Annotated in this window: 19 protein-coding genes and 2 pseudogenes; all 21 read left to right on the forward strand. The window is 52.6% G+C overall.

Annotated features, from left to right (window positions below; genetic code table 11):
- Positions 1-151 precede the first annotated feature (151 nt).
- Positions 152-1447, forward strand: coding sequence for an EF-P 5-aminopentanol modification-associated protein YfmF (yfmF, locus tag T260_RS127055; protein ID WP_023634157.1), 1296 nt, complete (start codon positions 152-154; stop codon positions 1445-1447).
- Positions 1428-2717 carry an EF-P 5-aminopentanol modification-associated protein YfmH gene (gene yfmH, locus T260_RS127050; RefSeq protein WP_011230788.1) on the forward strand — a complete coding sequence of 430 codons (1290 nt, stop codon included), beginning with the start codon at positions 1428-1430 and terminating at the stop codon, positions 2715-2717. The genes yfmF and yfmH overlap by 20 nt, the downstream gene beginning before the upstream one ends.
- 54 nt (positions 2718-2771) lie before the next feature.
- Positions 2772-3488 (forward strand): elongation factor P 5-aminopentanone reductase, encoded by a 717-nt coding sequence (gene ymfI, locus T260_RS127045; protein ID WP_021322287.1) that lies wholly within the window; start codon positions 2772-2774, stop codon positions 3486-3488.
- 62 nt (positions 3489-3550) lie between these two features.
- The gene (locus T260_RS127040; RefSeq protein ID WP_011230790.1) at positions 3551-3799 is read left to right on the forward strand and encodes a DUF3243 domain-containing protein; all 249 of its coding nucleotides are present in this window, start codon (positions 3551-3553) and stop codon (positions 3797-3799) included.
- Between the two features lie 131 nt (positions 3800-3930).
- Positions 3931-4722, forward strand: coding sequence for a DUF3388 domain-containing protein (locus T260_RS127035; RefSeq protein ID WP_011230791.1), 792 nt, complete (start codon positions 3931-3933; stop codon positions 4720-4722).
- 26 nt (positions 4723-4748) lie between these two features.
- Positions 4749-5642, forward strand: coding sequence for a helix-turn-helix domain-containing protein (locus T260_RS127030; RefSeq protein WP_011230792.1), 894 nt, complete (start codon positions 4749-4751; stop codon positions 5640-5642).
- Between the two features lie 80 nt (positions 5643-5722).
- Entirely contained in the window at positions 5723-6301 is a 579-nt protein-coding gene (gene pgsA / locus T260_RS127025; RefSeq protein ID WP_023634158.1) for a CDP-diacylglycerol--glycerol-3-phosphate 3-phosphatidyltransferase, read from the forward strand.
- Between the two features lie 27 nt (positions 6302-6328).
- A complete protein-coding gene (locus tag T260_RS127020) occupies positions 6329-7573 on the forward strand; it encodes a competence/damage-inducible protein A (protein WP_023634159.1) in 1245 nt (414 codons plus the stop codon).
- 177 nt (positions 7574-7750) lie between these two features.
- Positions 7751-8038: pseudogene (locus T260_RS127015) on the forward strand (recombinase RecA); the annotation flags it as partial.
- A gap of 836 nt (positions 8039-8874) precedes the next feature.
- Entirely contained in the window at positions 8875-10686 is a 1812-nt protein-coding gene (gene ltrA / locus T260_RS127010; protein WP_023634160.1) for a group II intron reverse transcriptase/maturase, read from the forward strand.
- Between the two features lie 132 nt (positions 10687-10818).
- Positions 10819-11574 (forward strand): annotated as a pseudogene (gene recA / locus T260_RS127005) (recombinase RecA); the annotation flags it as partial.
- Between the two features lie 375 nt (positions 11575-11949).
- Entirely contained in the window at positions 11950-13506 is a 1557-nt protein-coding gene (gene rny / locus T260_RS127000) for a ribonuclease Y (RefSeq protein ID WP_011230797.1), read from the forward strand.
- Between the two features lie 101 nt (positions 13507-13607).
- On the forward strand, positions 13608-14402 hold the full coding sequence (locus T260_RS126995; RefSeq protein ID WP_011230798.1) for a TIGR00282 family metallophosphoesterase: 795 nt from the start codon (positions 13608-13610) through the stop codon (positions 14400-14402).
- A gap of 128 nt (positions 14403-14530) precedes the next feature.
- Complete coding sequence (gene spoVS / locus T260_RS126990; protein WP_003251598.1) at positions 14531-14791, forward strand: stage V sporulation protein SpoVS; 261 nt, start codon at positions 14531-14533, stop codon at positions 14789-14791.
- Positions 14792-14883: 92 nt separating this feature from the next.
- Entirely contained in the window at positions 14884-15807 is a 924-nt protein-coding gene (locus tag T260_RS126985; protein WP_014195492.1) for a dipeptidase, read from the forward strand.
- Between the two features lie 155 nt (positions 15808-15962).
- The gene (locus T260_RS126980) at positions 15963-17735 is read left to right on the forward strand and encodes a 2-oxoacid:acceptor oxidoreductase subunit alpha (RefSeq protein ID WP_023634162.1); all 1773 of its coding nucleotides are present in this window, start codon (positions 15963-15965) and stop codon (positions 17733-17735) included.
- Entirely contained in the window at positions 17702-18568 is an 867-nt protein-coding gene (locus tag T260_RS126975) for a 2-oxoacid:ferredoxin oxidoreductase subunit beta (protein ID WP_011230801.1), read from the forward strand. Before T260_RS126980 ends, T260_RS126975 begins: the two co-directional genes overlap by 34 nt.
- A 228-nt stretch (positions 18569-18796) precedes the next feature.
- The gene (gene miaB, locus T260_RS126970; RefSeq protein ID WP_011230802.1) at positions 18797-20392 is read left to right on the forward strand and encodes a tRNA (N6-isopentenyl adenosine(37)-C2)-methylthiotransferase MiaB; all 1596 of its coding nucleotides are present in this window, start codon (positions 18797-18799) and stop codon (positions 20390-20392) included.
- The gene (locus tag T260_RS126965; protein ID WP_011230803.1) at positions 20370-20801 is read left to right on the forward strand and encodes a YlbF/YmcA family competence regulator; all 432 of its coding nucleotides are present in this window, start codon (positions 20370-20372) and stop codon (positions 20799-20801) included. Before miaB ends, T260_RS126965 begins: the two co-directional genes overlap by 23 nt.
- Positions 20802-21024: 223 nt before the next feature.
- Positions 21025-21573: an outer spore coat protein CotE gene (locus T260_RS126960; RefSeq protein WP_011230804.1), complete on the forward strand. Its 549-nt coding sequence runs from the start codon at positions 21025-21027 to the stop codon at positions 21571-21573.
- Positions 21574-21669: 96 nt separating this feature from the next.
- Positions 21670-23982 (forward strand): DNA mismatch repair protein MutS (gene mutS, locus T260_RS126955; RefSeq protein WP_023634163.1); only part of this gene is annotated, 2313 nt, incomplete at its 3' end.

Below are 23982 nucleotides of genomic sequence, written 5' to 3' on the forward strand. Positions count from 1 at the left end.
AAGCGGCTGTCCGAAAAACGGACGGCCGTTTTTTGCTGAATGGAATGATTTGCATTTTTCTATTGGCAAAAGGTATATTGTTGATAAGACGCTTTACAATAAATTAAAGATAGTGCATATCTGCAAAGAGAAAAAGTAAGGAGGAGTTGGATTGGTCGACGAAAAAGTCACAGCGGTCGGACCGGTTCGCGTCCATACGATTTCGACCGATAAGTACAAAACGAACACGATCGTTTGGAAAATGAAGGCCCCTCTTGCTAAAGAAACGGTCACGCTGCGCGCGCTTTTGCCATACGTCTTGCAAAGCGGCACGGCCGACTATCCGAGCGTTAAGGCGCTGCGCACCTATTTGGATGAACTGTATGGGGCGACGCTGAACGTCGATTTAACGAAAAAAGGCGAACATCATATCATGACGATTCGCATCGATGTCGCCAATGAACGATTTTTGCCGGAGCAAACGCCGTTGCTTTCGAAAGCGTTTCAGCTCTTGGCCGATCTTCTGTTCCGCCCGGCTCTTGATGGCGGGCGGTTTGTCACCGACATTGTCGAGCAGGAAAAGCGGGCGCTCCGTCAACGCATTCAGGCGGTGTATGATGACAAAATGCGCTATGCGAACATGCGCCTTGTAGAAGAAATGTGCAAAGGCGAACCGTACGCCCTCTCGCCAAACGGCGAGCTTGAAGACGTGGACGGCATCACGGCGGAAGGGCTGTATCGCTATTATGAACGAGCGCTGGCCGAGGATGAGCTGGATCTATATGTCATTGGCGACGTGGCTGAAGAGGCGGTGCTCACAGCGGTGAAGCAGCGCTTCTCTTTGCCGGATCGTCCAAAGCGGGAGCGCGCATCGTCGGTTTCTGTCAAGCCGCAAGGGGAAGTTCGCGAAGTCATCGAGCGGCAAGACGTGAAGCAAGGAAAGCTCAACATCGGCTATCGGACAAATGTGACGTATGAAGATGACGATTATTACGCCTTGCAAATGTTTAACGGCATTTTTGGCGGTTTTTCCCATTCGAAGCTGTTCATCAACGTCCGCGAGAAGGCAAGCCTTGCCTATTATGCCGCCTCAAGGCTTGAGAGCCATAAAGGGCTGCTTATGGTCATGTCCGGCATTGAACCGGCCAACTATGAGAAGGCGCGCCGCATCATCGATGAGCAAATGCAGGCGATGAAAAACGGCGATTTCACAGATGAAGAAATGGCGCAGACGAAAGCGGTCATCCGCAACCAGCTGCTTGAGACGCTCGATACGCCGCGCGGGCTTGTGGAGGTGTTGTACCATAACGTCGTCTCAACGCGAAAGCGCCCGATCGATGAATGGATTGCCGGCACCGATCAAGTGACGCGCGAGGATGTGGTGCGCGCCGCTGACAAGGTGGAGCTTGATACGGTGTACTTTTTGACTGGAATGGAGGCGACGGAAGATGGAAAAACGGGTGTATGAGACGTTGCACGAAGAGCTGTTTTATGAAAAAATGGACAACGGCCTTGACGTATACATTTTGCCGAAAAAAGGATTCAACAAAACGTATGCGACATTCACCACGAACTACGGTTCGGTCGACAACCAGTTCGTCCCGCTCGGTAAAACGGAGATGAAGCGCGTTCCGGACGGCATCGCCCATTTTTTGGAGCATAAGCTGTTTGAAAAAGAAGACGGCGACGTGTTTCAGCAGTTCAGCAAACAAGGCGCCTCGGCGAACGCCTTTACGACGTTCACCCGCACCGCCTATTTGTTCTCAAGCACCGACAACGTCGAGAAAAACTTGGAAACGTTGATCGATTTTGTGCAAAGCCCGTACTTTTCCGACAAGACAGTGGAAAAAGAAAAAGGGATCATCGGCCAGGAAATCCGGATGTACGACGACAACCCAGACTGGCGCGTCTATTTCGGCGCCATCGAAAGCATGTATCACAACCATCCGGTCAAAATCGACATCGCCGGCACAGTTGAATCGATCGCCCAAATTACGAAAGAGTTGCTGTATGAGTGCTACGAAACGTTTTACCACCCGAGCAACATGCTTTTGTTTGTCGTCGGCCCGGTCGATGAACAAAAAATCATGCAGCAAATCCGCGACAACCAGGCGAAAAAGTCGTTCCCGCAAGCCCCGGAAGTGAAGCGGTTTGCGTATGAAGAACCGAGCGCAGTAGCGGAAAAGAAAAAAGTGATTCCGATGCATGTGCAGACGAACAAATGCTTTGTCGGCATCAAAGCGCCGTCCGTTCCTGAAGCCGGCGAACAAAAACTTCGGCATGAGCTTGCCTTCCACGTCGCATTGGACTATTTGTTTGGAAAAAGCTCGCCGCATTATGAACGGCTGTACCGCGAAGGATTGATCGATGATACATTTATGTACGATTATACAGAAGAGCGCGGGTTCGGCTTCGCGTTGATCGGCGGCGATACAAGGGACGCTGAACGGCTCGCTTCGGAAATTCAAACGGTGCTGCTGTCGTTTGCCGCGGAGACTATAAAAAAGGAAGAATTTGAACGGGTGAAAAAGAAAAAAATCGGCGCCTTTTTGCGCGCGCTCAACTCGCCGGAATACATCGCCAACCAGTTTACGCGCTACGCGTTTTACGGATCCAACTTGTTTGACATTTTGCCGGCGCTTTCATCCCTTGCCATGGACGATATCGCGGCGGTTGCCTCTTCTTGCTTCCGCGATTCGCAAATCGCGGTTTGCGAAGTCGTTCCAAAAGGGCAATAAGGCATCCTTCCTGAGAAGGATGCTTTTTTGCGGCAAAAAGGAGAGGATGGTTTCATGCGCTACGCCTTGATCACGGGAGCCTCTGGAGGCATCGGACAAAGCATCGCTCGTGTGCTCGCTCGGGAGGGGTACGGACTTTTTCTCCATTACTATCGGCGACGGGCGCCTGTTGAAGCGCTGAAAGAAGAGCTTAACGATGTGCATATTGTGCCGATTGAGGCCGATTTGTCGGCACTGGATGGGGTGGAAAAGCTCGTTTCGCAAATCGATCGCCCGGTTGATGCCATCGTTTACAACAGTGGTGCAAGCTATTACGGATTGTTGACCGACATGAACGATGAATTAATCGAGCGGATGGTGCGGCTTCACATGACAAGCCCGGCGTTGCTCATCAAAAGGCTGACCCCATCAATGGTGGCGAGAAAGCGCGGTCATATTGTGTTCATTTCCTCGATTTGGGGATTGTGCGGCGCTTCATGCGAGGCGGTGTACTCGATGACAAAGGGAGGGCAGAACGCGTTTGCCAAGGCGCTGGCCAAGGAGCTTGCCCCAAGCGGCATTCGCGTCAACGCTGTTGCACCGGGGGCGATTGATACCGATATGCTGCGGGTGTTTCGTCCTGAGGAGCTGGAAGCGCTCACTGACGAAATTCCAGCCGGCCGGCTCGGCACCCCGGATGAGGTGGCGGAAACGGTGGCGTTTTTGCTGTCTGATGCCGCTTCGTATATCACCGGCCAAGTCATTTCCGTCAACGGCGGCTGGTATTGTTGAACGTATATTTTCCGGTTCGGCAGGCAAACTATCCTTGAAACATTCAACAAGGAGGGATTGACATGTCGGTACTGGATAACTTTGAACAATGGAAAGACTTTTTGGCGGAACGTTTAGAACAAGCGCAACAGCAAGGATTGACTCAGCAAGTGATCACAGATGTCGCTTACCAAATCGGGGATTATTTGGCGAAACACGTCGACCCGAAAAACCCGGAAGAACGGGTGCTCGCTGATCTTTGGAGCGTTGCGGATGAAAAAGAGCAGCACGCCCTTGCCAACATGATGGTCAAGCTGGTCCAACAAAAATAATCACCCGGTAAAAGAGAGGGGCCTCCCTCTCTTTTTTCTTCCTCCTTTTCGGTTGCTTTTCCATTTATAATTATAGTAGTATGAACTTAGCATAAGGCGTTCGTGCGGACACCGGCAAGGGAGGAGACGGGATGGGCAAGCAGGAATGGTATTTGGAATATGAAATTCATGTCAACCGCCCGGGGTTGCTCGGCGACGTTGCTTCGCTGCTCGGTATGTTGTCCATTAACATCGTGACGATCAACGGTGTCCGGGATTCGCGCCGCGGCATGTTGCTTTTGTGCGACAATAACGAGCAAATTGAACGGTTGGCGACGATCTTGCGGACGATGGACAACATTACGGTGACGAAGCTGCGCCAGCCGAAGCTGCTCGACCGCCTCGCCGTCCGCCACGGCCGTTATATCCAGCGCGATGCCGATGACAAAAAAACGTTCCGCTTCGTCCGTGATGAACTTGGACTGCTTGTCGATTTTATGGCGGAACTTTTTAAAGAAAAAGGGCATAAGCTCATCGGCATCCGCGGGATGCCGCGCGTCGGCAAGACAGAGTCGATCGTCGCCGCCAGCGTGTGCGCCAACAAACGATGGCTGTTTGTTTCATCGACGCTGATTAAACAGACGGTTCGCACGCAGTTGATGGAAGATGAGTATAGCGAGGACAACATTTTCATTATCGACGGCATCGTCTCAACGCGCCGCGGGAACGAGCAGCACTGGCAGCTCATCCGTGAGCTCATGCGCCTTGAGGCGACGAAAGTCGTCGAGCATCCGGACATGTTTGTTCGCCATACGGAATACACGCTCGATGATTTTGATTATATTATTGAGCTGCGCCATGAACCGGACGAAGATATTTCCTACGAAGCGATTGACCGCCCGTCATTGTTGGGCGATGACGGATTTTCCGAATTTGGGTTTTAATTTAAAAAAGTGGAAGGTGTTGGCCGTTGACGGAACTAGGAAAACGTTTGCGGGAAGCACGGGAAGAAAAAAATATGAGTTTGGACGAGTTGCAGGAGATGACGAAAATTCAAAAGCGGTATTTGATCGGCATCGAAGAAGGCAACTATGCCATCATGCCTGGAAATTTTTATGTGCGTGCCTTCATCCGGCAATATGCTGAAGCGGTCGGACTTGATCCGGATGAGCTGTTTGAACAGTATAAACAGGACATTCCCCAGTCTTATCAAGATGACATTCCGCAGACGCTGTCGCGCGTGAAGACGCGCCAGCAACTGTCTGCCGAGGGGGCGAAATGGCTCGATTGGCTGCCGAAAGTGATTGTCGCGGCGGTCGTCATCGGGGCGGCTGTCCTCGTTTGGGTGCTGCTCCAGCACGGCGCCGCAAATGAGCCGCCGACAAAGACAAGCCCAAAAACAGCGGAGGTCGAAAAGCCGAAACATTCGCCGCTTGAGCAGGCGAAACAAAAGCAGTCGGCGAAGGAAACGGACGAGAAGGCAACGAATGAAAACGGACAGCAAAATGAACAGCCAGCGCCGACTGGCGAAGAAGAACAGCCGGCTGCGGCGATGAATGTGACGGAAAAGCGCGGCAACACGGCGACGATTGAAGTCGCCAGCTCCGGCGCGTTTTCCATCGAGCTTTCATCCAAAGGAACGTCATGGGTCGAAGTATACAATACGAAAGGCCATACGTTTTACCGCGGCAACTTGACAAGCGGGCAGACGAAAACGTTCGATCTGTCGGCCGAAAGCGAAGTATGGGTGAAAATCGGGCGTACGCTGGACGTCGACATGAAGGTAAACGGCCAGCCGTTTGCCTATCCGTTTGCCCCGAAAGAGGAAGTATACCAAAAGCTGCATTTCGTGTTGAAGAAATGATGGAACAGGGCGCTTTTCCGCAGGAAGGCGCCTGCTTTTCGCACGGACTGAACTATGTTGAATGAGCGGAGGTATTTGTGGTGAACTTGCCGAATAAAATTACGGTAGCGCGCATTATGCTCATCCCGTTTTTCTTGATCGTGATGCTCGTTCCGTTCGGGTGGGGAAGCATCCAAATCGGCGGGACAGAGCTTCCGGTTGCCCATCTTGCCGGCGCGCTCATTTTCATCATCGCCTCAGCGACGGACTGGATCGATGGCTACTATGCCCGCAAATACGGGTTGGTGACGAATTTAGGAAAATTTTTAGATCCGCTTGCCGATAAATTGCTTGTGTCGGCGGCGCTTATCGTGCTTGTCGGGCTCGGGGCCGTTCCGGCATGGATGGTGATTGTCATCATCAGCCGCGAGTTTGCCGTCACCGGCTTGCGGCTCGTGCTTGCCGGCGAGGGGGAAGTCGTCGCTGCCAACATGCTTGGCAAAATCAAGACATGGACGCAAATTGTCGCCATTTCCGCTTTATTGTTACATAACTTCCCATTCTCGCTCATTTCGTTTCCGTTCGCTGAATTGGCGCTGTGGGTGGCGGTCATTTTCACGATTTGGTCTGGCTGGGATTATTTTGCGAAAAACAGACATGCGTTTTTCCATTCGAAATAGCCGGCCACAAAGGGGGAGAAAAGTCTGTTGAACGCGGAGATCATTGCCGTTGGCTCTGAGCTGTTGCTTGGGCAAATCGCCAATACGAACGCCCAGTTTTTGTCGCAGCAGCTGGCGATGCTTGGCATTAACGTCTATTTCCATACCGTCGTCGGCGACAACGCCGGCCGCCTTGAGCAGGCGGTGAAAACGGCGCAAACGAGAGCGAACCTCATCATTTTCACCGGCGGCCTCGGCCCGACGAAAGACGATTTGACGAAGGAGACGATCGCCCGTTTGCTTGGCCGCCGGCTCGTGATCGACGAGGAAGCGCTCCGAGCGATTGAGGTGTATTTTGCCCGCACAAACCGGCCGATGACAGAAAACAATAAAAAGCAGGCGCTCGTCTTGGAAGGATCGACGGTGCTGAAAAACGAGCACGGCATGGCGCCAGGGATGGCGCTTGTGGCAGACGGCATTACGTACATGCTGCTGCCCGGGCCGCCGAAAGAAATGCGGCCGATGTTCAAAAAATACGGAAACGCCTTTTTGCGCCGTACGTTTTCGCTTTCCGAGCGCATCGAGTCGCGCGTGCTCCGCTTTTTTGGCATCGGTGAATCAGCGCTCGAGACGGCGATTGCGGATTTGATCGACGCCCAGTCGAATCCGACGATCGCGCCGCTGGCCGGCGACGGTGAAGTGACGCTTCGTCTGACAGCGAAGCATCAGGATGAGGCGGAGGCGAAGCGGCTTCTTGACGAAGTGGAAGCGGCCATTTTGGCGCGCGTCGGCCGCCACTGCTACGGATATAACGATGAAACGTTGTTTACAAAGACGCTCGAGCGGTTAAAAGAAAGAGGATGGACGATCGCGTCGGCCGAAAGTTTGACCGGCGGCCTTTTCCTCGAACAGCTCACCGCCATCCCCGGCGCGTCGCAAGTCGTGCAGGGCGGTGTCGTCTGCTACACAAACGGCGTCAAAGAACAGGTGCTTGGCATACCGCGCCCGCTGCTTGAGGCAGAAGGGGCGGTGAGCGAGCCGTGCGCCCGTTTGCTTGCTGAAAACGTCCGCGCGATGTGCGATGCGGATATCGGCATCAGCTTCACCGGCGTCGCCGGACCCGATCCGCTTGAGGGCCACCCGCCCGGCACCGTGTATATCGGCATCGCCGTCCGCGGGCGCGATGCGACTGTCCACCGTCTGATGCTGTCCGGCACGCGTGATGCCATTCGCATCCGCACCGCCAAATACAGCTGTTTTTTTCTGCTTGAGATGCTCGCGGCCGACGGCTGATCGGCCGCCCCCTTCCTTGAACATTCTCCACCGCACATCGTTTTTTCCACCGCATGAGTATGGCGATTGTTGCTAGTTTCTCCACCGAAAAAACGAATGGACGTTCGTTTTTTGCTTGGCAATGGCCGCAAAACGCGGTATAGTATAAGTAGTCCTAGAATAAGGAGGAGTAGGTTAGTGAACCAAGATCGTCAAGCTGCATTGGAGCAGGCATTAAAACAAATTGAACGACAGTTTGGCAAGGGGGCCATCATGAAGCTCGGCGAGCAAGTCGACCGCAAAGTGTCGGTCGTGCCGAGCGGTTCGCTGGCGCTCGACATCGCGTTAGGAGTCGGCGGCTATCCGCGCGGGCGGATTGTGGAAATTTACGGCCCGGAATCGTCCGGGAAAACGACCGTTGCCCTTCACGCGATCGCTGAAGTGCAAAAGCGGGGCGGGCAAGCAGCTTTCATCGACGCAGAGCACGGTGCGACCTGTTGCTGACTGAAGTATGGCGGAAACGCCGTGCGAAAAGTCAGCGGGACTGAGCATGAGTAGGTCCTAACTGCATCACCGAGAGCTCGGTGAAAATCCGAGACGGGAATGAAGGTTGGCATTCCCGCCCTAATACCCCGACGTGCGGTCATGGTGCGCAACATGGCTGTACGAAGCTCGGAGAGGACGGCGAAAAGCAGACCTGAGAAGCGGTTAGCGAAGTAGCCGGGGGTCCATAAAGCTCCTATGGCTAGAGAACGCATAGCGTTGGAACGAACCACCGGAAGTACGGCTCGTAAGGCGTGGGGCGCCGAAAAAAGAAGGCGCTCACCTCCTAAGTGAGGTTCAGCCCTGGATGAGGTATTCGTGTTTGCCGAGTCTGGATTGATCCCGTAGAGGATCTTTGCCTTGAGCCCTCCAACCATGGGCAGAAAGGCGGCTGACGGGTCAGAGGTGGAGCCTAAGGGAGCATGCAAGGATAGGTGATGCGGTACAGGTGAACCACCCCAGCGGATGCCAAGGGATGCGCATCCCGATGCCGCTAAGCAGGAGGAAATGACTGCTGAAGGGGTGGGGCAGCAGCCCGTAGTAGTGATGAAGCAGGGTAACTCCTGCGGAGCGAAGGGGCATAGTCGAGTACCCTAGGTTACTAACCCAGACAATGATTAGGAAGCCGTGAGGAAATCCGTAAGGGTTTCGGTGAGCAAAACTGACTAAAAACGTGTATGGTACAAATCCGCTAGAAAGGATTTGATACTATCAACCAAACGTTTCAAGAACTAATCATTCCTAGGTCGGAGCAGGAATTCCGCGACCTACAAGACAAGATGTACGCCATTACAAAGGAATGTCTGGAAAAAGGTGATGTTCCAAGATTTAAGGGATTGGTCGAAATAGCAAGCAGCGATGTCGTGATCGTATCCGCCATTCACAAAATCAAATCAAACCAAGGAAATAGTACAGCGGGTACAGATGGGAAAACCATCAGCGACATACTAACGCTGAACTATGACGAAGCGATAAACTTCGTTAAAAGATGCTTTAAGAAATATACACCTAACCCGATCAGAAGGGTCCATATCCCAAAACCCGGGAAAAAGGAAAAGAGACCTTTAGGCATTCTGACGATCGCAGACCGAATAATCCAAGAATGTGTGAGGATGGTCATTGAACCAATTCTTGAAGCACAATTTTTTCAACACTCATATGGGTTCAGACCCTACCGAGACGCAAAACAAGCCATCAGATGTGTATTTATATGTAACCGAATAGGGTACAATTGGGTGATAGAGGGAGATATAAAAGGTTTCTTCGATAACGTGAACCACACTATCCTGATCAAGCAGCTTTGGCACATGGGTATACGTGATAGACGAATGCTCATGATTATCAAAGCCATGCTGAAAGCAGGAGTTATAAAAGAAACCAAGATAAATGAAATGGGCACGCCACAAGGTGGAATTATCTCCCCACTATTAGCCAATGTGTATCTTCATAAACTCGACCAATGGATAACAAGAGAATGGGAAGAGAAGAAAATGCGAAATGGTACAACCATTCGCACGGCAAAATACAAGTCCCTCCGAGATCACTCAACAATAACCAAACCAGAGTTCTACGTAAGATACGCAGACGACTGGATACTGTTCACCAATAGCAGGGGGAATGCCGAAAAATGGAAATATCGAATCAAGAAATATCTAAAAGAAAACCTTAAACTTGAACTATCCGATGACAAAACACTCATAACCAACATTAAGAAGAAACCAATGAAATTCCTAGGTTTCAAAATTAAAATGATACCACACGGTAAAGGTGGAAAATACATCGGATACGCGAGTGCAGACACGGAAAAAATTAAAGGGAAAGTTGAACAGATCAGGAAAGATCTGCGTAAACTAAAATTCGCCACGAATCAAGAATGGCTTATAACGGACATCAACCGAATTAACAGTAAAATTAGAGGTATCATTAATTATTACTCAAGTGCTCCTAGCGTCAACAGAGATGTAAGGCCATTTAAGGAAAAACTTAAATATGCGTCCTACAAAGCACTAAAGAGATATGGAGCGAAATGGATACCTGCTAATCAATGCTACAACTTAGCACCCCTGTACCCAGATAGAACAGAACAAGTGCCTGCAATCAAAATAAATGGAAGATGGCTTGGTATAATGAGTATTGGGTTCGCAACTTGGATTAAAACAAACCAGAAAAATCAGAAGGAAACACCATACACAGCGGAAGGAAGAAGAATTAGGCTTCAAAACACGGGTAAGAAGCCGCTGACCGTAAGAGCACAATGGTTATTAGACAGTGGTTACCTAAACCTAATTCAAGGAGTTAAGTCTAGTAAAATTTACAACTTCGAATTCTTCATGAATCGGTGTTATGCGTTTAACAGAGATAAAGGAAAATGTAAAATATGTGGTGACATTCTGCAGCCATTTAACACTAGAACCCACCATATCAATACGAAACTTCCGCTGAACGAAATTAATAAGGTAAGCAATCTTGTAACGGTCTGCGACAAATGTCATACATTGATCCATTTAAAGTATCTAAGTGATGTCAACCTCAGTCGCTTAAAAACAAACGCAATAAGGAAACTCGAGGAATACAGAAAGTGCGTACACTAGTAAAGTCTAGAGCGGATTAGTAACCGGGGTACTCGATGGAACGCCGTGTGCGGGGAAACTCGCACGCACGGTGTGAAGCGGGGGAAAATAGCCCCTTCGGGTAATGCCGAGGGTGACTATTACCTATCGCTATCGCTCGACCCCATCTATGCACAAAAATTAGGGGTCAATATCGATGAATTGCTGCTTTCCCAGCCTGACACGGGCGAGCAGGCGCTCGAAATCGCGGAAGCGCTCGTGCGAAGCGGCGCGGTCGATATTATCGTCATCGACTCGGTGGCGGCGCTTGTGCCGAAAGCGGAAATTGAAGGGGAGATGGGCGACGCCCATGTCGGCTTGCAAGCGCGGCTTATGTCCCAGGCGCTTCGCAAGCTGTCTGGCGCCATTAACAAATCGAAAACGATCGCCATCTTCATCAACCAAATTCGCGAAAAAGTCGGCGTCATGTTTGGCAATCCGGAAACGACGCCGGGCGGGCGGGCGCTCAAGTTTTACGCTTCCGTCCGCCTAGAGGTGCGCCGCGCCGAGCAAATTAAGCAAGGCAATGATATGGTCGGCAACAAGACGAAAATTAAAGTCGTCAAAAACAAAGTTGCGCCGCCATTTAAAACGGCTGACGTCGACATTATGTACGGCGAAGGCATTTCCCGCGAAGGGGAAATTCTCGACATGGCGTCCGAATTGGACATCGTGCAAAAAAGCGGTTCGTGGTATTCGTACAAAGACGAGCGGCTTGGCCAAGGGCGGGAAAACGCGAAGCAATTTTTGAAGGAAAACCCGCACATCGCCGATGAGATCGCCCGCGCCATCCGCCAGCATTACGGCATCGACGTTGAAGAGGGAACGAGCGAACCGCAGCAAGACGGGTTCGGATTGCTTGAAGAATAACGGGACAAGGCGTCCTGGCAAGCTGCCGGGGCGCCTTTTTCCATCCGTTCGGCCTGCCAAGGAGAGCGATAAGCCTAAAAAAGGACGGCGTGCGGAACGGTCTTGTTCCGTTGTCATCCTCTAGGCGCGTCGGTGTAATATCTTGACAATTCCTATTGCCGCCTTTACAATGAACATGTATATTTGTCCATACGCGCGGCAGGGCCATACGCCCGCCCGCTGCGGCGGACCGCCTTCGTGCGGAAGGCTGCGCGGGTCGATTGTGATGCCAAGCGACTGAGCTAATGGATTGAAAACGGGAATGTCCATCTGCGCCGGTCATGGCGGTGAGAAGAGAGAGCGAAAGGAAACCGAACAGCAAGAGGAGGTGAAACGATGGGTTCGATCATCATCTCCGCTTTGCTTGCCTTAGTCATTGGTGCCGTTGTTGGCTTTTTTGTTCGCAAATCGATTGCCGAAGCGAAAATCGGCGGGGCGAAAGCCGCTGCCGAACAGCTGATTGAGGAGGCGAAACGCGAGGCGGACGCCTTGAAAAAAGAGGCGCTTCTCGAAGCGAAAGACGAGATTCATAAACTGCGTACGGAGGCGGAGCGTGATATCCGCGACCGGAGAAGCGAGCTCCAAAAACAAGAAAACCGCCTGATGCAAAAGGAGGAAAATCTCGACCGCAAAGATGAAGCGCTCAACAAACGTGAGGCGTTGCTTGAGGCAAAGGAAGAAGCGTTGAACGAAAGACAACAGCATATTGAACAAATGGAAAGCAAAGTGGAAGCGCTCGTCAAACAACAACAAGCCGAACTTGAACGCATTTCCGGCCTGACGCGCGACGATGCCCGCCAGCTCATTTTAGAGCGCGTCGAGAAAGAGCTGTCGCATGAGATTGCGATGATGATCAAAGAGGCGGAAACGCGGGCGAAAGAGGAGGCAGACAAACGGGCAAAGGCGATTTTGTCGCTTGCCATCCAACGTTGCGCCGCCGACCATGTCGCCGAAACGACTGTTTCCGTCGTCAATTTGCCAAACGACGAAATGAAAGGGCGGATCATCGGGCGCGAAGGGCGGAACATCCGCACGCTCGAGACGTTGACCGGCATCGATTTGATCATCGACGATACGCCGGAAGCGGTCATTTTGTCCGGATTTGACCCGATTCGCCGCGAGACGGCGCGCATCGCGCTCGATAAGCTTGTGCAAGATGGCCGCATCCATCCAGCGCGCATTGAGGAAATGGTCGAAAAGGCGCGCCGCGAAGTGGATGAGCATATCCGCGAAGTCGGCGAACAGACGACGTTTGAAGTCGGTGTTCACGGCTTGCATCCGGATTTGATCAAAATTTTAGGGCGGCTCAAGTTCCGAACGAGCTACGGACAAAACGTCTTAAAACACTCGGTGGAAGTGGCGTTTTTAGCCGGACTGATGGCGGCCGAGCTTGGGGAGGACGAAATGCTGGCGCGCCGGGCCGGCTTGCTTCATGACATTGGCAAAGCGATCGACCACGAAGTCGAAGGAAGCCATGTGGAAATCGGCGTTGAGCTGGCGACGAAGTATAAAGAACATCCGGTCGTCATCAACAGCATCGCTTCCCACCATGGCGATACGGAACCGACGTCGGTCATCGCTGTGCTCGTCGCGGCGGCCGATGCGCTGTCGGCGGCGCGGCCGGGAGCGCGCAGCGAAACGCTGGAAAACTATATCCGTCGTCTAGAGAAGCTTGAAGAAATCGCCGAATCGTACGAAGGCGTTGAAAAATCGTACGCCATTCAAGCTGGGCGTGAAGTGCGCATTATGGTCAAACCAGATATGATCGACGATTTGGAAGCGCACCGGCTGGCGCGTGACATCCGCAAACGAATCGAAGAAGAGCTCGATTACCCGGGCCATATTAAAGTGACGGTCATCCGCGAAACGCGGGCGGTCGAATACGCGAAATAAAGTGGCTATTGCCACTTTCTTTTTTTGTGCGTAAAATAGGAGGGTATAACGATGCGGAGATGGGCGCAAGGCGATATTTTTCGTTTAGAAAGGGATCAGGGATGAGAATTTTATTTATCGGCGACGTCGTCGGTTTGCCGGGGCAAAAAATGGTGGAGCACTATTTGCCAAGGCTGAAGGAAAAACATCGGCCGGACGTTGTTGTGATCAACGGCGAAAACGCCGCCGGCGGGAAAGGAATCACCGAACCGATTTACCGGGCGCTTCTCGCTTGGGGGGCTCATGTGATCACGTTGGGCAATCACGCATGGGACAAACGCGATATTTTTGAGTTTATCGATCAGGCGAAGGCATTGATTCGCCCGGCGAATTACCCGCCCGGCACGCCGGGAAAAGGCATCGTCTTTGTGCCGACCGAGCATGGCGAAGCGGCGGTCATCAATTTGCAAGGGCGGGCGTTTTTGCCGGCGATTGACTGCCCATTTCAAAAGGCGGACGAGCTGATCGCCGCCGCCTCCGCGCGCACGCCGGTCATCATCGTCGATTTCCATGCCGAGGCGACGAGTGAAAAACAGGCGATGGGCTGGTACTTAGACGGCCGCGTATCCGCGGTCATCGGCACGCATACACACGTCCAGACGGCCGATAACCGCATTTTGCCAAGAGGGACGGCGTACATTACCGACGTTGGCATGACCGGTCCATACGACGGCATTTTAGGCGTCGATCGAGAGGCGGTGCTGCGCAAATTTTTAACCGGGCTGCCAGTTCGTTTCGACGTCAAGGAAGGACGAAGCCAATTGAATGCCGTCTTTGTTGATGTAGACGAAAAAAGCGGACGGGCGTTTCGCATTGAACGGTTGATCATTAACGATGACCACCCTTATTTTGAATAGTCCATCTTTTAAAAATTTTTTAAAATGTCCTCCTCCCATGCAGGAATAGTTGTCGAAACAGTGAATATAGTTACAATGAAGACCTTTTACCGAAATCATTTTCCAAGGAAACGAGGGAGGAGCTAGGAATGGAAATATTAAAAGTTTCAGCAAAATCGAATCCGAACTCTGTAGCTGGTGCACTTGCCGGGGTGTTGCGCGAGCGCGGCGCAGCGGAAATTCAAGCGATCGGCGCAGGTGCATTGAACCAAGCCGTTAAAGCAGTAGCGATCGCACGAGGGTTTGTGGCACCGAGCGGCATGGACTTGATTTGCATTCCGGCGTTTACGGATATTATCATCGACGGAGAAGAGCGGACAGCGATCAAATTGATTGTCGAACCTCGTTAACTGGATGATCAGACAATGGCGGCTATAACCTGTTGGCGCCTTCGGCTGCGAAGGCAGGCAGGTTATTTTTGCTTTTTCAAGGGGGGAACGGAATGATCTTCGATGCACATTGCGATGTGTTGATGAAGTTATGGCAAGATCGGTCTCTGTCGTTTTACGACGGAGCTTCGCTTCACGTCACTCTTTCCGGGATGGCGGAAGCAGGGGTGAAAGTGCAATGCTTTGCCATCTACATACCGGAAACGGTGCCGGAGGAAGCCCGGTTCACTGTTGCGCTGGAGATGGTGGACATCTTCTTTGCCCGCATTATCGATGCGTTTCCGTCTGTGAAGTTCGTGCGGACGAGACGGGATATCGCCGCCCTTAAAAAAGAGGAAGTCGGCGCCATGTTGACGCTGGAAGGGTGCGACGCCATCGGCGTCAACCTTGTCAAGCTAAAGACGCTCCTCCGCCTCGGCGTCGCTTCCGTAGGGTTGACATGGAACTTCCCGAACGCTGTCGCTGACGGAGCGTGGGAGAAGCGCGGCGCCGGGCTGACGGCGTTTGGCCGGCAAGTCGTTGCACTTCTTAATGAAGCAAAACGATGGGTCGATGTGTCCCACTTATCGGAGAAAGCGTTTTGGGATGTCATCGAGATGGCTCGGTTCCCCATCGCTTCCCATTCCAACGTGCATCGTCTATGCCCACATCCACGCAACTTAACCGACGAGCAGATCAAAGCGTTGATCGAAAAAGACGGCATGATCGGCATTAATTTCGTTCCGTATTTTTTGACGGCGAAGAAAAACGAGGCGATGATCGCTGATGTGCTTCGCCATCTCGACCATATATGCGCGCTCGGGGGGGAAAACAACGTCGGGTTTGGCTCCGACTTCGATGGCATCACGGAGACGGTCGCCGGCCTTGGAACGGTAAGGGAATATGCGCGGCTTGTCAACGAGTTGTACAAGCATTACTCCACCGAGCAAGTATCCCGCTTTTTATTCGGCAACTTCTACGCCCATTTGCCGGAGTGACGAATATCACTGAGTATCGGCTCTGCGTATCCTAGAATAGAAGACAGGGCATCCGCGGCGCCGGCTGAAAAAGGCGTTCAAAATGGTAGTTTCCTTGTCAGAAAAGTGGTACAATAGTAGCGAAAGGCTGGAGTGAATATAAAGGGGTGTAATTCATGATCGAACAGCTGTCATGGAAGGTAGGCGGCCAGCAAGGGGAAGGAATTGAAAGTACAGGGGAAATTTTTTCCACAGCGCTGAACCGCCTCGGATATTACTTATATGGATACCGCCATTTTTCTTCACGCATCAAAGGGGGTCATACGAACAACAAAATTCGCGTCAGCACGAAACCGGTGCGGGCGGTCGCTGATGATTTGGACATCTTGGTGGCGTTCGACCAAGAGACAATCGACTTCAACTTCCACGAGCTGCGTGACGGCGGCATCGTCATTGCGGACGCCAAATTCAATCCAGTGATTCCGGAAGGAAAAGGAGTGGCGCTTTACGCCGTTCCGTTCACCGATATCGCTACACAGCTTGGCAATCCGCTGATGAAAAACATGGTTGCCATCGGCGCGACAAGTGCGGTGCTCGATTTGGACGCCGCCGTGTTCGAAAGTGTTGTTGTGGATACATTTGGGCGCAAAGGGGCGCAAGTCGTTGAGAAAAACATGGAAGCGATTCGCGCTGGAGCGCAATATATGAAAGAGCAGCTCGATGGTTCGACGAAAACGATGAAACTAGCCAAAGCCGACGGCAAACGGCGAATGTTCATGATTGGCAACGATGCCATCGCCTTGGGCGCCATTGCCGGCGGGGCGCGCTTTATGGCCGCCTATCCGATCACCCCAGCTTCGGAGATTATGGAGTATTTGATTAAAAAGCTGCCGGATTTTGGGGGCGCGGTCATCCAGACAGAAGATGAAATCGCAGCCTGTACGATGGCGATCGGCGCCAACTATGCGGGCGTGCGGGCGTTCACCGCTTCCGCCGGACCCGGGTTGTCGCTTATGGCCGAAGCGATCGGACTAGCTGGGATGACGGAAACACCGCTTGTTGTGGTTGACACGCAACGAGGCGGTCCAAGCACCGGCTTGCCGACAAAGCAAGAGCAGTCGGATTTGCTCGCGATGATCTATGGCACGCACGGGGAAATTCCCAAAATTGTCATGGCGCCAAGCACGGTCGAAGAAGCGTTTTACGATATGGCGGAAGCGTTCAACTTAGCTGAGGAATACCAATGCCCGGTCATTTTCCTGTCGGATTTGCAGCTGTCGCTCGGCAAGCAGACGGTTGAGCCGCTTGATTACGATCGGATCGAGATCCGCCGCGGCAAGCTGATGAATGGTGAGCTGCCGCCGCTTCCGGACAAAGACAACTTCAAACGGTATGAAATCACGCCGGACGGTGTTTCGCCGCGGGTGCTGCCGGGAACAAAATACGGCATCCACCATGTCACCGGGGTCGAACACGCCGAAACAGGCCGCCCGTCAGAGACGGCGGCAAACCGCCGGGCGCAAATGGAAAAACGGATGCGCAAACTCGAGCACATCCACTTCCCGACGCCGGTGCACAAACAACTCCACCACGAAGAACCGGATTTGCTCCTTGTTGGCTTTTTATCGACGCGCGGAGCCATTGAAGAAGCGATGGAGCGGCTCGAGCAAGATGGCGTCAAAGTCAACCATGCGCACATCCGTCTGCTTCATCCGTTCCCGGTTGACGACGTGCGGCCGCTTGTCGAGAAAGCGAAACGAGTCGTCGTCGTCGAGCAAAACGCCACCGGGCAGCTGGCGAACTTGTTGAAAATGAACGTCGGGCACGCTGATAAAATCGCCAGCGTCTTAAAATTCGACGGCAATCCGTTCTTGCCGGGCGACGTCTATACTAAATGCAAGGAGTTGTTAGCGCAATGGCCACCTTTAAAGATTTCCGCAATGATGTGAAACCGAACTGGTGTCCGGGGTGCGGCGACTTTTCCGTGCAGGCCGCCATCCAGCGCGCGGCCGCCAATCTCGGGTTGGAGCCGCACGAACTCGCGGTCATTTCCGGGATCGGCTGCTCGGGCCGCATTTCCGGCTACATTCACTCTTACGGCTTTCACGGCACGCACGGCCGCGTTTTGCCGCTGGCGCAAGGAGTGAAAATGGCGAACCGCGATTTGACGGTCATCGCCGCCGGCGGGGATGGCGACGGATTCGCGATCGGCATGGGGCACACGGTTCATGCCATTCGCCGCAACATCGACATCACATACATCGTCATGGACAACCAAATTTACGGGTTGACGAAAGGACAAACATCGCCGCGCAGCGCTGCCGGCTTCCAAACAAAAAGCACGCCGCACGGGTCGATCGAGCCGGCTTTGTCGCCGCTTGAGATCGCGTTAAGCGCCGGAGCGACGTTTGTCGCGCAAGGTTTCTCAAGCGATTTAAAAGAATTGACGAGCTTGATTGAGGAAGGCGTCAAGCATAAAGGCTTTGCGCTCATCAACGTCTTCAGCCCGTGCGTGACGTACAACAAAGTGAATACGTACGAGTGGTTCAAAGAGCGGCTCATCAAGGTGAGCGACATCGAAGGATACGACCCGTCCGACCGGGAGATGGCGATGCAGACGGTCATGAAATACGATGGGCTCGTCACCGGGATCATTTATCAAAACAAAGAACAAAAGTCGTACCAAGAGCTTGTGCCAGGCTACAGCGAGGCGCCGCTTGCCGAGGCGGAGCTGAAAATGAGCAAAGAAAAGTTCGCCGAACTCGTAGCAGAGTTTATGTAAAAATGGAAACAATTTGCACCCGATGGAGGCTTGCCTCATTGGGTGTTTTTTGTTATCATGACATGTTCCGGTCCTCCGGAACAAACCTCATTGTGTTTCCTTGCCGCTCGCGATATACTATGGTAGTGTGTGGTTGGAAGAAATTTGCCGAGGCGAGGCCGGCTGCACAGGAAACGGCGGCCGCTCGTCTCGGATGATCGAATGATTTTGTGAAGAAAGGAGATTGCTATGAACGAAAAACAACGTTTGGAGCAAACGGGACAAATCAAAACCGAAAGCCATCCAGCGGACAGAAAATCCGCCTTGGACCGGCTGAAAGAAAAAACGACGAAAGACTATGAGAAATATTTCACGAGCGTGTTTCTCCCGCCGAATTTAAAAGAGGCGAAGAAACGCGGCAAAGAGGAAGTCAAGTACGTCAAAGACTTTTCGATTCCTGAAGAGTTTCGCGGCATGGGGCGCGGACGGAAGTTTTACATCCGCACGTATGGCTGTCAAATGAACGAGCACGATACGGAAGTGATGGCCGGCATTTTCATGGCGCTCGGCTATGAGCCGACCGACCGTCCGGAAGAGGCAAACGTCATTTTGCTCAACACGTGCGCGATCCGTGAAAACGCGGAAAACAAAGTGTTTGGCGAGCTCGGCTACTTAAAGCCGCTCAAAACGACGAACCCGGACTTATTGCTCGGCGTGTGCGGCTGTATGTCGCAAGAAGAATCGGTTGTCAAGAAAATTTTAAAGCAATACCAATACGTCGACCTTATTTTCGGCACGCACAACATCCATCGCCTGCCGTACATTTTGCATGAGGCGTACATGTCGAAAGAAATGGTCGTCGAAGTATGGTCGAAAGAGGGCGACGTTGTTGAAAACTTGCCGAAAGTGCGCAAAGGGAAGATTAAAGCATGGGTCAACATTATGTACGGCTGTGACAAGTTTTGCACGTACTGCATCGTTCCGTACACGCGCGGCAAAGAGCGAAGCCGCCGTCCGGAAGACATCATCCAAGAAGTGCGCCAGCTCGCCGCCCAAGGCTATAAAGAAATTACGCTCCTTGGGCAAAACGTCAACGCTTACGGAAAAGATTTCACCGACATCCAGTACGGCCTTGGCGATTTAATGGATGAGCTGCGCAAAATTGACATTGCGCGCATCCGCTTCACAACGAGCCATCCGCGCGACTTTGACGACCGGCTCATCGAAGTGCTCGCCAAACGCGGCAACTTGGTTGAGCATATCCATTTGCCGGTGCAATCGGGCAGCACGGAAATTTTAAAAATGATGGGCCGCAAATATACGCGCGAGGAGTACTTGGAGCTCGTTCGCAAAATCAAAGCCGCCATTCCGGATGTCGCGTTGACGACGGATATTATCGTCGGCTTCCCGAACGAGACGGACGAGCAGTTTGAAGAAACGCTGTCGCTTTACCGTGAAGTCGAATTTGACTCGGCCTACACGTTCATCTATTCACCGCGCGAAGGCACGCCGGCGGCGAACATGAAGGACAACGTGCCGATGGAAGTGAAAAAAGAGCGGCTCAAGCGTCTCAACGACCTTGTTCAGGAAATCGCGGCCAAGAAAATGAAGCAATACGAAGGGCAAGTCGTCGAAGTGCTTGTGGAAGGCGAAAGCAAAACGAATCCGGACGTATTGGCGGGTTATACGCGCAAAAACAAGCTCGTCCACTTCGTCGGCCCCAAATCGCTCATTGGCCAATTGGTCAACGTGCGCATTACGCAGGCAAAGACATGGACGCTGACGGGCGAGCTAGTCAATGAAGCGATCGAGGTGAACGAACATGGCAAAATATACGCGGGATGATATCTTGGCCCAGGCGAAGCAGCTGGCGAAAATGATCGCCGAAACGGAAGAAGTCGACTTTTTCAAACGAGCGGAAGAAAAAATCCACCAAAACGAAAAAGTGCGCACGTTGATCAACGAGCTGAAATCGTTGCAAAAGCAAGCGGTCAACCTTCAGCATTACGGAAAACATGAAGCGCTGAAACAGGTTGAGGCCAAAATTGACGCCATTTACGAAGAGTTGTCGCAAATTCCGATCGTCAGCGAATTCCAGCAGTCCCAATCCGATGTGAACGACCTGCTTCAGCTCGTCGCCTCGACGATTTCGAATACGGTGACTGATGAAATTCTCGCTTCGACGGGCGGCGACGTGCTGCGCGGCGAAACCGGCGCCGCGCTTCGCTACAACAAACACGGCGGCTGCCATTAATGGCATGCGGCTCAAAAGCGTCCTTCGGGGCGCTTTTTTTCTTATGGGCGCGCTCTCCCTTCCCCCAAACCGCGGGCGGCTGCCTGGCGGCAAAAAAGAAGGCACATCGAACGGAGCAGGCGCATACAATGAACTATACGGAATAATGATTCATTTGCTGTGCACATTAGCGGAGATGGCGCATAGGATGAAATGAAGATTCATTTGAGGAGGGTTCCGTTCGATGTCTGAATACAGAGAAATTATTACGAAAGCCGTTGTCGGCAAAGGCCGCAAGTTTACACAATCGACCCATACGGTGACGGCGCCGAACCGCCCGTCAAGCATTCTTGGCTGCTGGATCATCAACCACCGTTATGAAGCGAAAAAATGCGATAAAACGGTCGAAATTCACGGCCATTATGACATCAACGTCTGGTATTCGTACAACCACAATACAAAAACCGAAGTCGTCACCGAAACGGTGTCGTATACGGACGTCGTCAAATTAAAATATCGCGACAAAGATAATTTAATCAGCGATGACACCGATGTCATCGTCCGCGTCATCCAGCAGCCGAACTGCCTCGAATGCACGATTTCGCCAAACGGCAATAAAATCGTTGTCGATGTTGAGCGGGAGTTTGTCGCCGAAGTGATCGGCGAAACGAAGGTGTGCGTTGCCATCAATCCGGAAGGATGCGGCAAGGACGACGATTTTTGCGACGAGGATGACCTTGATGAAGAATTAGAAGATTTAAGCCCAGATTTGCTGCTTGGCGAAGAAGAATAAAACTAGGAAATTTCTTTCCTAGTTTTTTCTTTTGCCGCTTGTTATAATAGTAGCGCAATCAACGAGCCTTCGGGCCGAAAAGGTTGGGGAGAAGCGATGCCATCGTACACACCGATGATCCAGCAATATTTGCACATTAAAGCGCAATATCCGGACGCGTTTTTATTTTTCCGGCTTGGCGATTTTTACGAACTGTTTTTTGACGACGCCATCAAGGCGGCGCAAGAGCTGGAAATTACATTAACAAGCCGCGACGGCGGCGATGAACGGGTGCCGATGTGCGGGGTGCCGTACCATTCGGCGCAAGGATATATTGAGCAGTTAATCGAAAAGGGATATAAAGTCGCCATTTGCGAACAAGTCGAAGACCCGAAAACGGCCAAAGGCGTCGTTCGCCGCGAAGTTGTGCAGCTCATCACCCCAGGGACGCTCATGGAAGGCAAAGGGCTCACCGAGAAGGAAAACTACTACTTGGCGGCGCTCACGCCGTTTGCTGATGGTACATACGGATTGGCTTACGCCGATTTGTCGACCGGCGAGGTCCGGTTGACGCTTCTTTCTTCGTGGGAGGAAGCGGCAAACGAATTGCACGCCGTTGGAGCGCGGGAGATCATCGTTGCCACAGACAGCGGCGAAGAGTGGGTGCGCGAGCTGAAAGAGCGGTACGGGGCGGCGGTCTCTTATGAGGACGACACATCTCTATGCGACGAATGGAACGGCGTCATCGGCCATGTGGCGCAAGAAAAGCTGCGGCAGGCCGCAGCCCGCTTGCTTCATTACCTCGTCCGCACTCAAAAGCGGCGGCTCGATCATTTGCAGCCGGCTGAGTTGTATCAAGTTGACCACTATATGAAAATGGACCGACATTCCAAGCTGCATTTGGAATTGGTCGAAACGGTGCGGTCAAAAGGAAGGAAAGGCTCGTTGTTATGGCTTTTGGATGAAACGGTGACAGCGATGGGTGGGCGGCTCTTAAAACAATGGCTGGACCGGCCGCTCATTGATCGGCGCGAAATCGAACGGCGCCTCGATTTTGTGGAAACGTTGAAAACGAGCTATTTTGAACGGCAGGAGCTGCGCGACAGGCTGCGCGGCGTTTACGACATTGAGCGCCTTGTCGGCCGTGTCTCCTACGGCAACGCCAATGCCCGCGATCTCGTGCAGCTGAAAAAGTCGCTTCTTCAAGTGCCGGCGCTCCGCCAGACGGTCGGCGCACTGCCGCTCGCTGAAGCGGACAAGCTGTGCGAGCGCCTTGACCCGTGCGAAGAGCTCGTCGATTTGCTCGAGCGCTCGATTCAAGAACAGCCGCCGCTTTCCGTCAAAGAAGGGAACCTCATCAAAGACGGATATGACAAGCAGCTCGACCGCTACCGCGATGCGAGCCGCAACGGCAAAGCGTGGATCGCTGAACTTGAGGCGAAGGAGCGGGAAGCGACCGGCATCAAATCGCTCAAAGTCGGCTACAACCGAGTGTTTGGCTACTATATTGAAGTGACAAAGCCCAATCTCCCCCTTGTTCCGGAAGGACGTTACGAGCGGAAGCAGACGCTCGCCAACGCCGAGCGGTTTATCACCCCGGAGTTGAAGGAAAAAGAGGCGCTCATTTTGGAGGCGGAAGAAAAAAGCATCGAACTCGAATATGAACTGTTTGTCGCCATTCGCGAGCAGGTGAAGCAATACATCCCGCGCCTGCAGACGTTGGCGAAAGCCATTGCCGAGCTTGATGTGCTTCAATCATTCGCAACGATCAGCGACGAGTATCGCTACGTGCGTCCGCAGTTTTCCACGGAGCGCGTCTTGGTGATTCAAGGCGGCCGCCACCCGGTTGTCGAAAAAGTGCTCGGCGCGCAAATGTACGTGCCGAATGACTGCTACATGAACCGCGAGCGGGAAATGCTGCTCATCACTGGACCGAACATGGCTGGAAAAAGCACGTACATGCGGCAAGTGGCGCTCACCGCCGTCATGGCGCAAATCGGCTGTTTCGTTCCCGCCGAGCGGGCGGTGCTGCCCATTTTTGACCAAGTGTTCACCCGCATCGGCGCTGCTGACGACCTGTCGGCAGGACAAAGCACGTTTATGGTCGAAATGTTGGAGGCGCGCCACGCCATCGCTCATGCGACACAAAACAGCCTCATTTTGTTTGATGAAATCGGGCGCGGCACATCGACGTACGACGGCATGGCGCTCGCCCAGGCGATCATTGAGTACATTCACGACCATATCGGCGCGAAAACACTATTTAGCACCCACTACCATGAACTCACCGCCTTGGAGCGTTCGCTCCCGCGGCTTTCGAACGTCCATGCCCGCGCCATCGAGGAAAACGGCAAAGTCGTCTTTTTGCATCAAATCGCCGACGGGCCGGCCGACAAGAGCTATTTTCGGCTGAGTTTTGCGATGACATGG

Origin of the sequence: Geobacillus thermopakistaniensis, from assembly GCF_000498995.1 — a bacterium.
GTDB lineage: Bacteria > Bacillota > Bacilli > Bacillales > Anoxybacillaceae > Geobacillus > Geobacillus thermoleovorans.

Coding starts and splice junctions, on each gene's coding strand:
- yfmH (WP_011230788.1), top strand. CDS start 1,428: ATGGAAAAACGGGTGTATGAGACGTTGCACGAAGAGCTGTTTTATGAA.
- ymfI (WP_021322287.1), top strand. CDS start 2,772: ATGCGCTACGCCTTGATCACGGGAGCCTCTGGAGGCATCGGACAAAGC.
- T260_RS127040 (WP_011230790.1), top strand. CDS start 3,551: ATGTCGGTACTGGATAACTTTGAACAATGGAAAGACTTTTTGGCGGAA.
- T260_RS127035 (WP_011230791.1), top strand. CDS start 3,931: ATGGGCAAGCAGGAATGGTATTTGGAATATGAAATTCATGTCAACCGC.
- ltrA (WP_023634160.1), top strand. CDS start 8,875: ATGTACGCCATTACAAAGGAATGTCTGGAAAAAGGTGATGTTCCAAGA.
- rny (WP_011230797.1), top strand. CDS start 11,950: ATGGGTTCGATCATCATCTCCGCTTTGCTTGCCTTAGTCATTGGTGCC.
- T260_RS126995 (WP_011230798.1), top strand. CDS start 13,608: ATGAGAATTTTATTTATCGGCGACGTCGTCGGTTTGCCGGGGCAAAAA.
- spoVS (WP_003251598.1), top strand. CDS start 14,531: ATGGAAATATTAAAAGTTTCAGCAAAATCGAATCCGAACTCTGTAGCT.
- T260_RS126985 (WP_014195492.1), top strand. CDS start 14,884: ATGATCTTCGATGCACATTGCGATGTGTTGATGAAGTTATGGCAAGAT.
- T260_RS126980 (WP_023634162.1), top strand. CDS start 15,963: ATGATCGAACAGCTGTCATGGAAGGTAGGCGGCCAGCAAGGGGAAGGA.
- T260_RS126975 (WP_011230801.1), top strand. CDS start 17,702: ATGGCCACCTTTAAAGATTTCCGCAATGATGTGAAACCGAACTGGTGT.
- miaB (WP_011230802.1), top strand. CDS start 18,797: ATGAACGAAAAACAACGTTTGGAGCAAACGGGACAAATCAAAACCGAA.
- T260_RS126965 (WP_011230803.1), top strand. CDS start 20,370: ATGGCAAAATATACGCGGGATGATATCTTGGCCCAGGCGAAGCAGCTG.
- T260_RS126960 (WP_011230804.1), top strand. CDS start 21,025: ATGTCTGAATACAGAGAAATTATTACGAAAGCCGTTGTCGGCAAAGGC.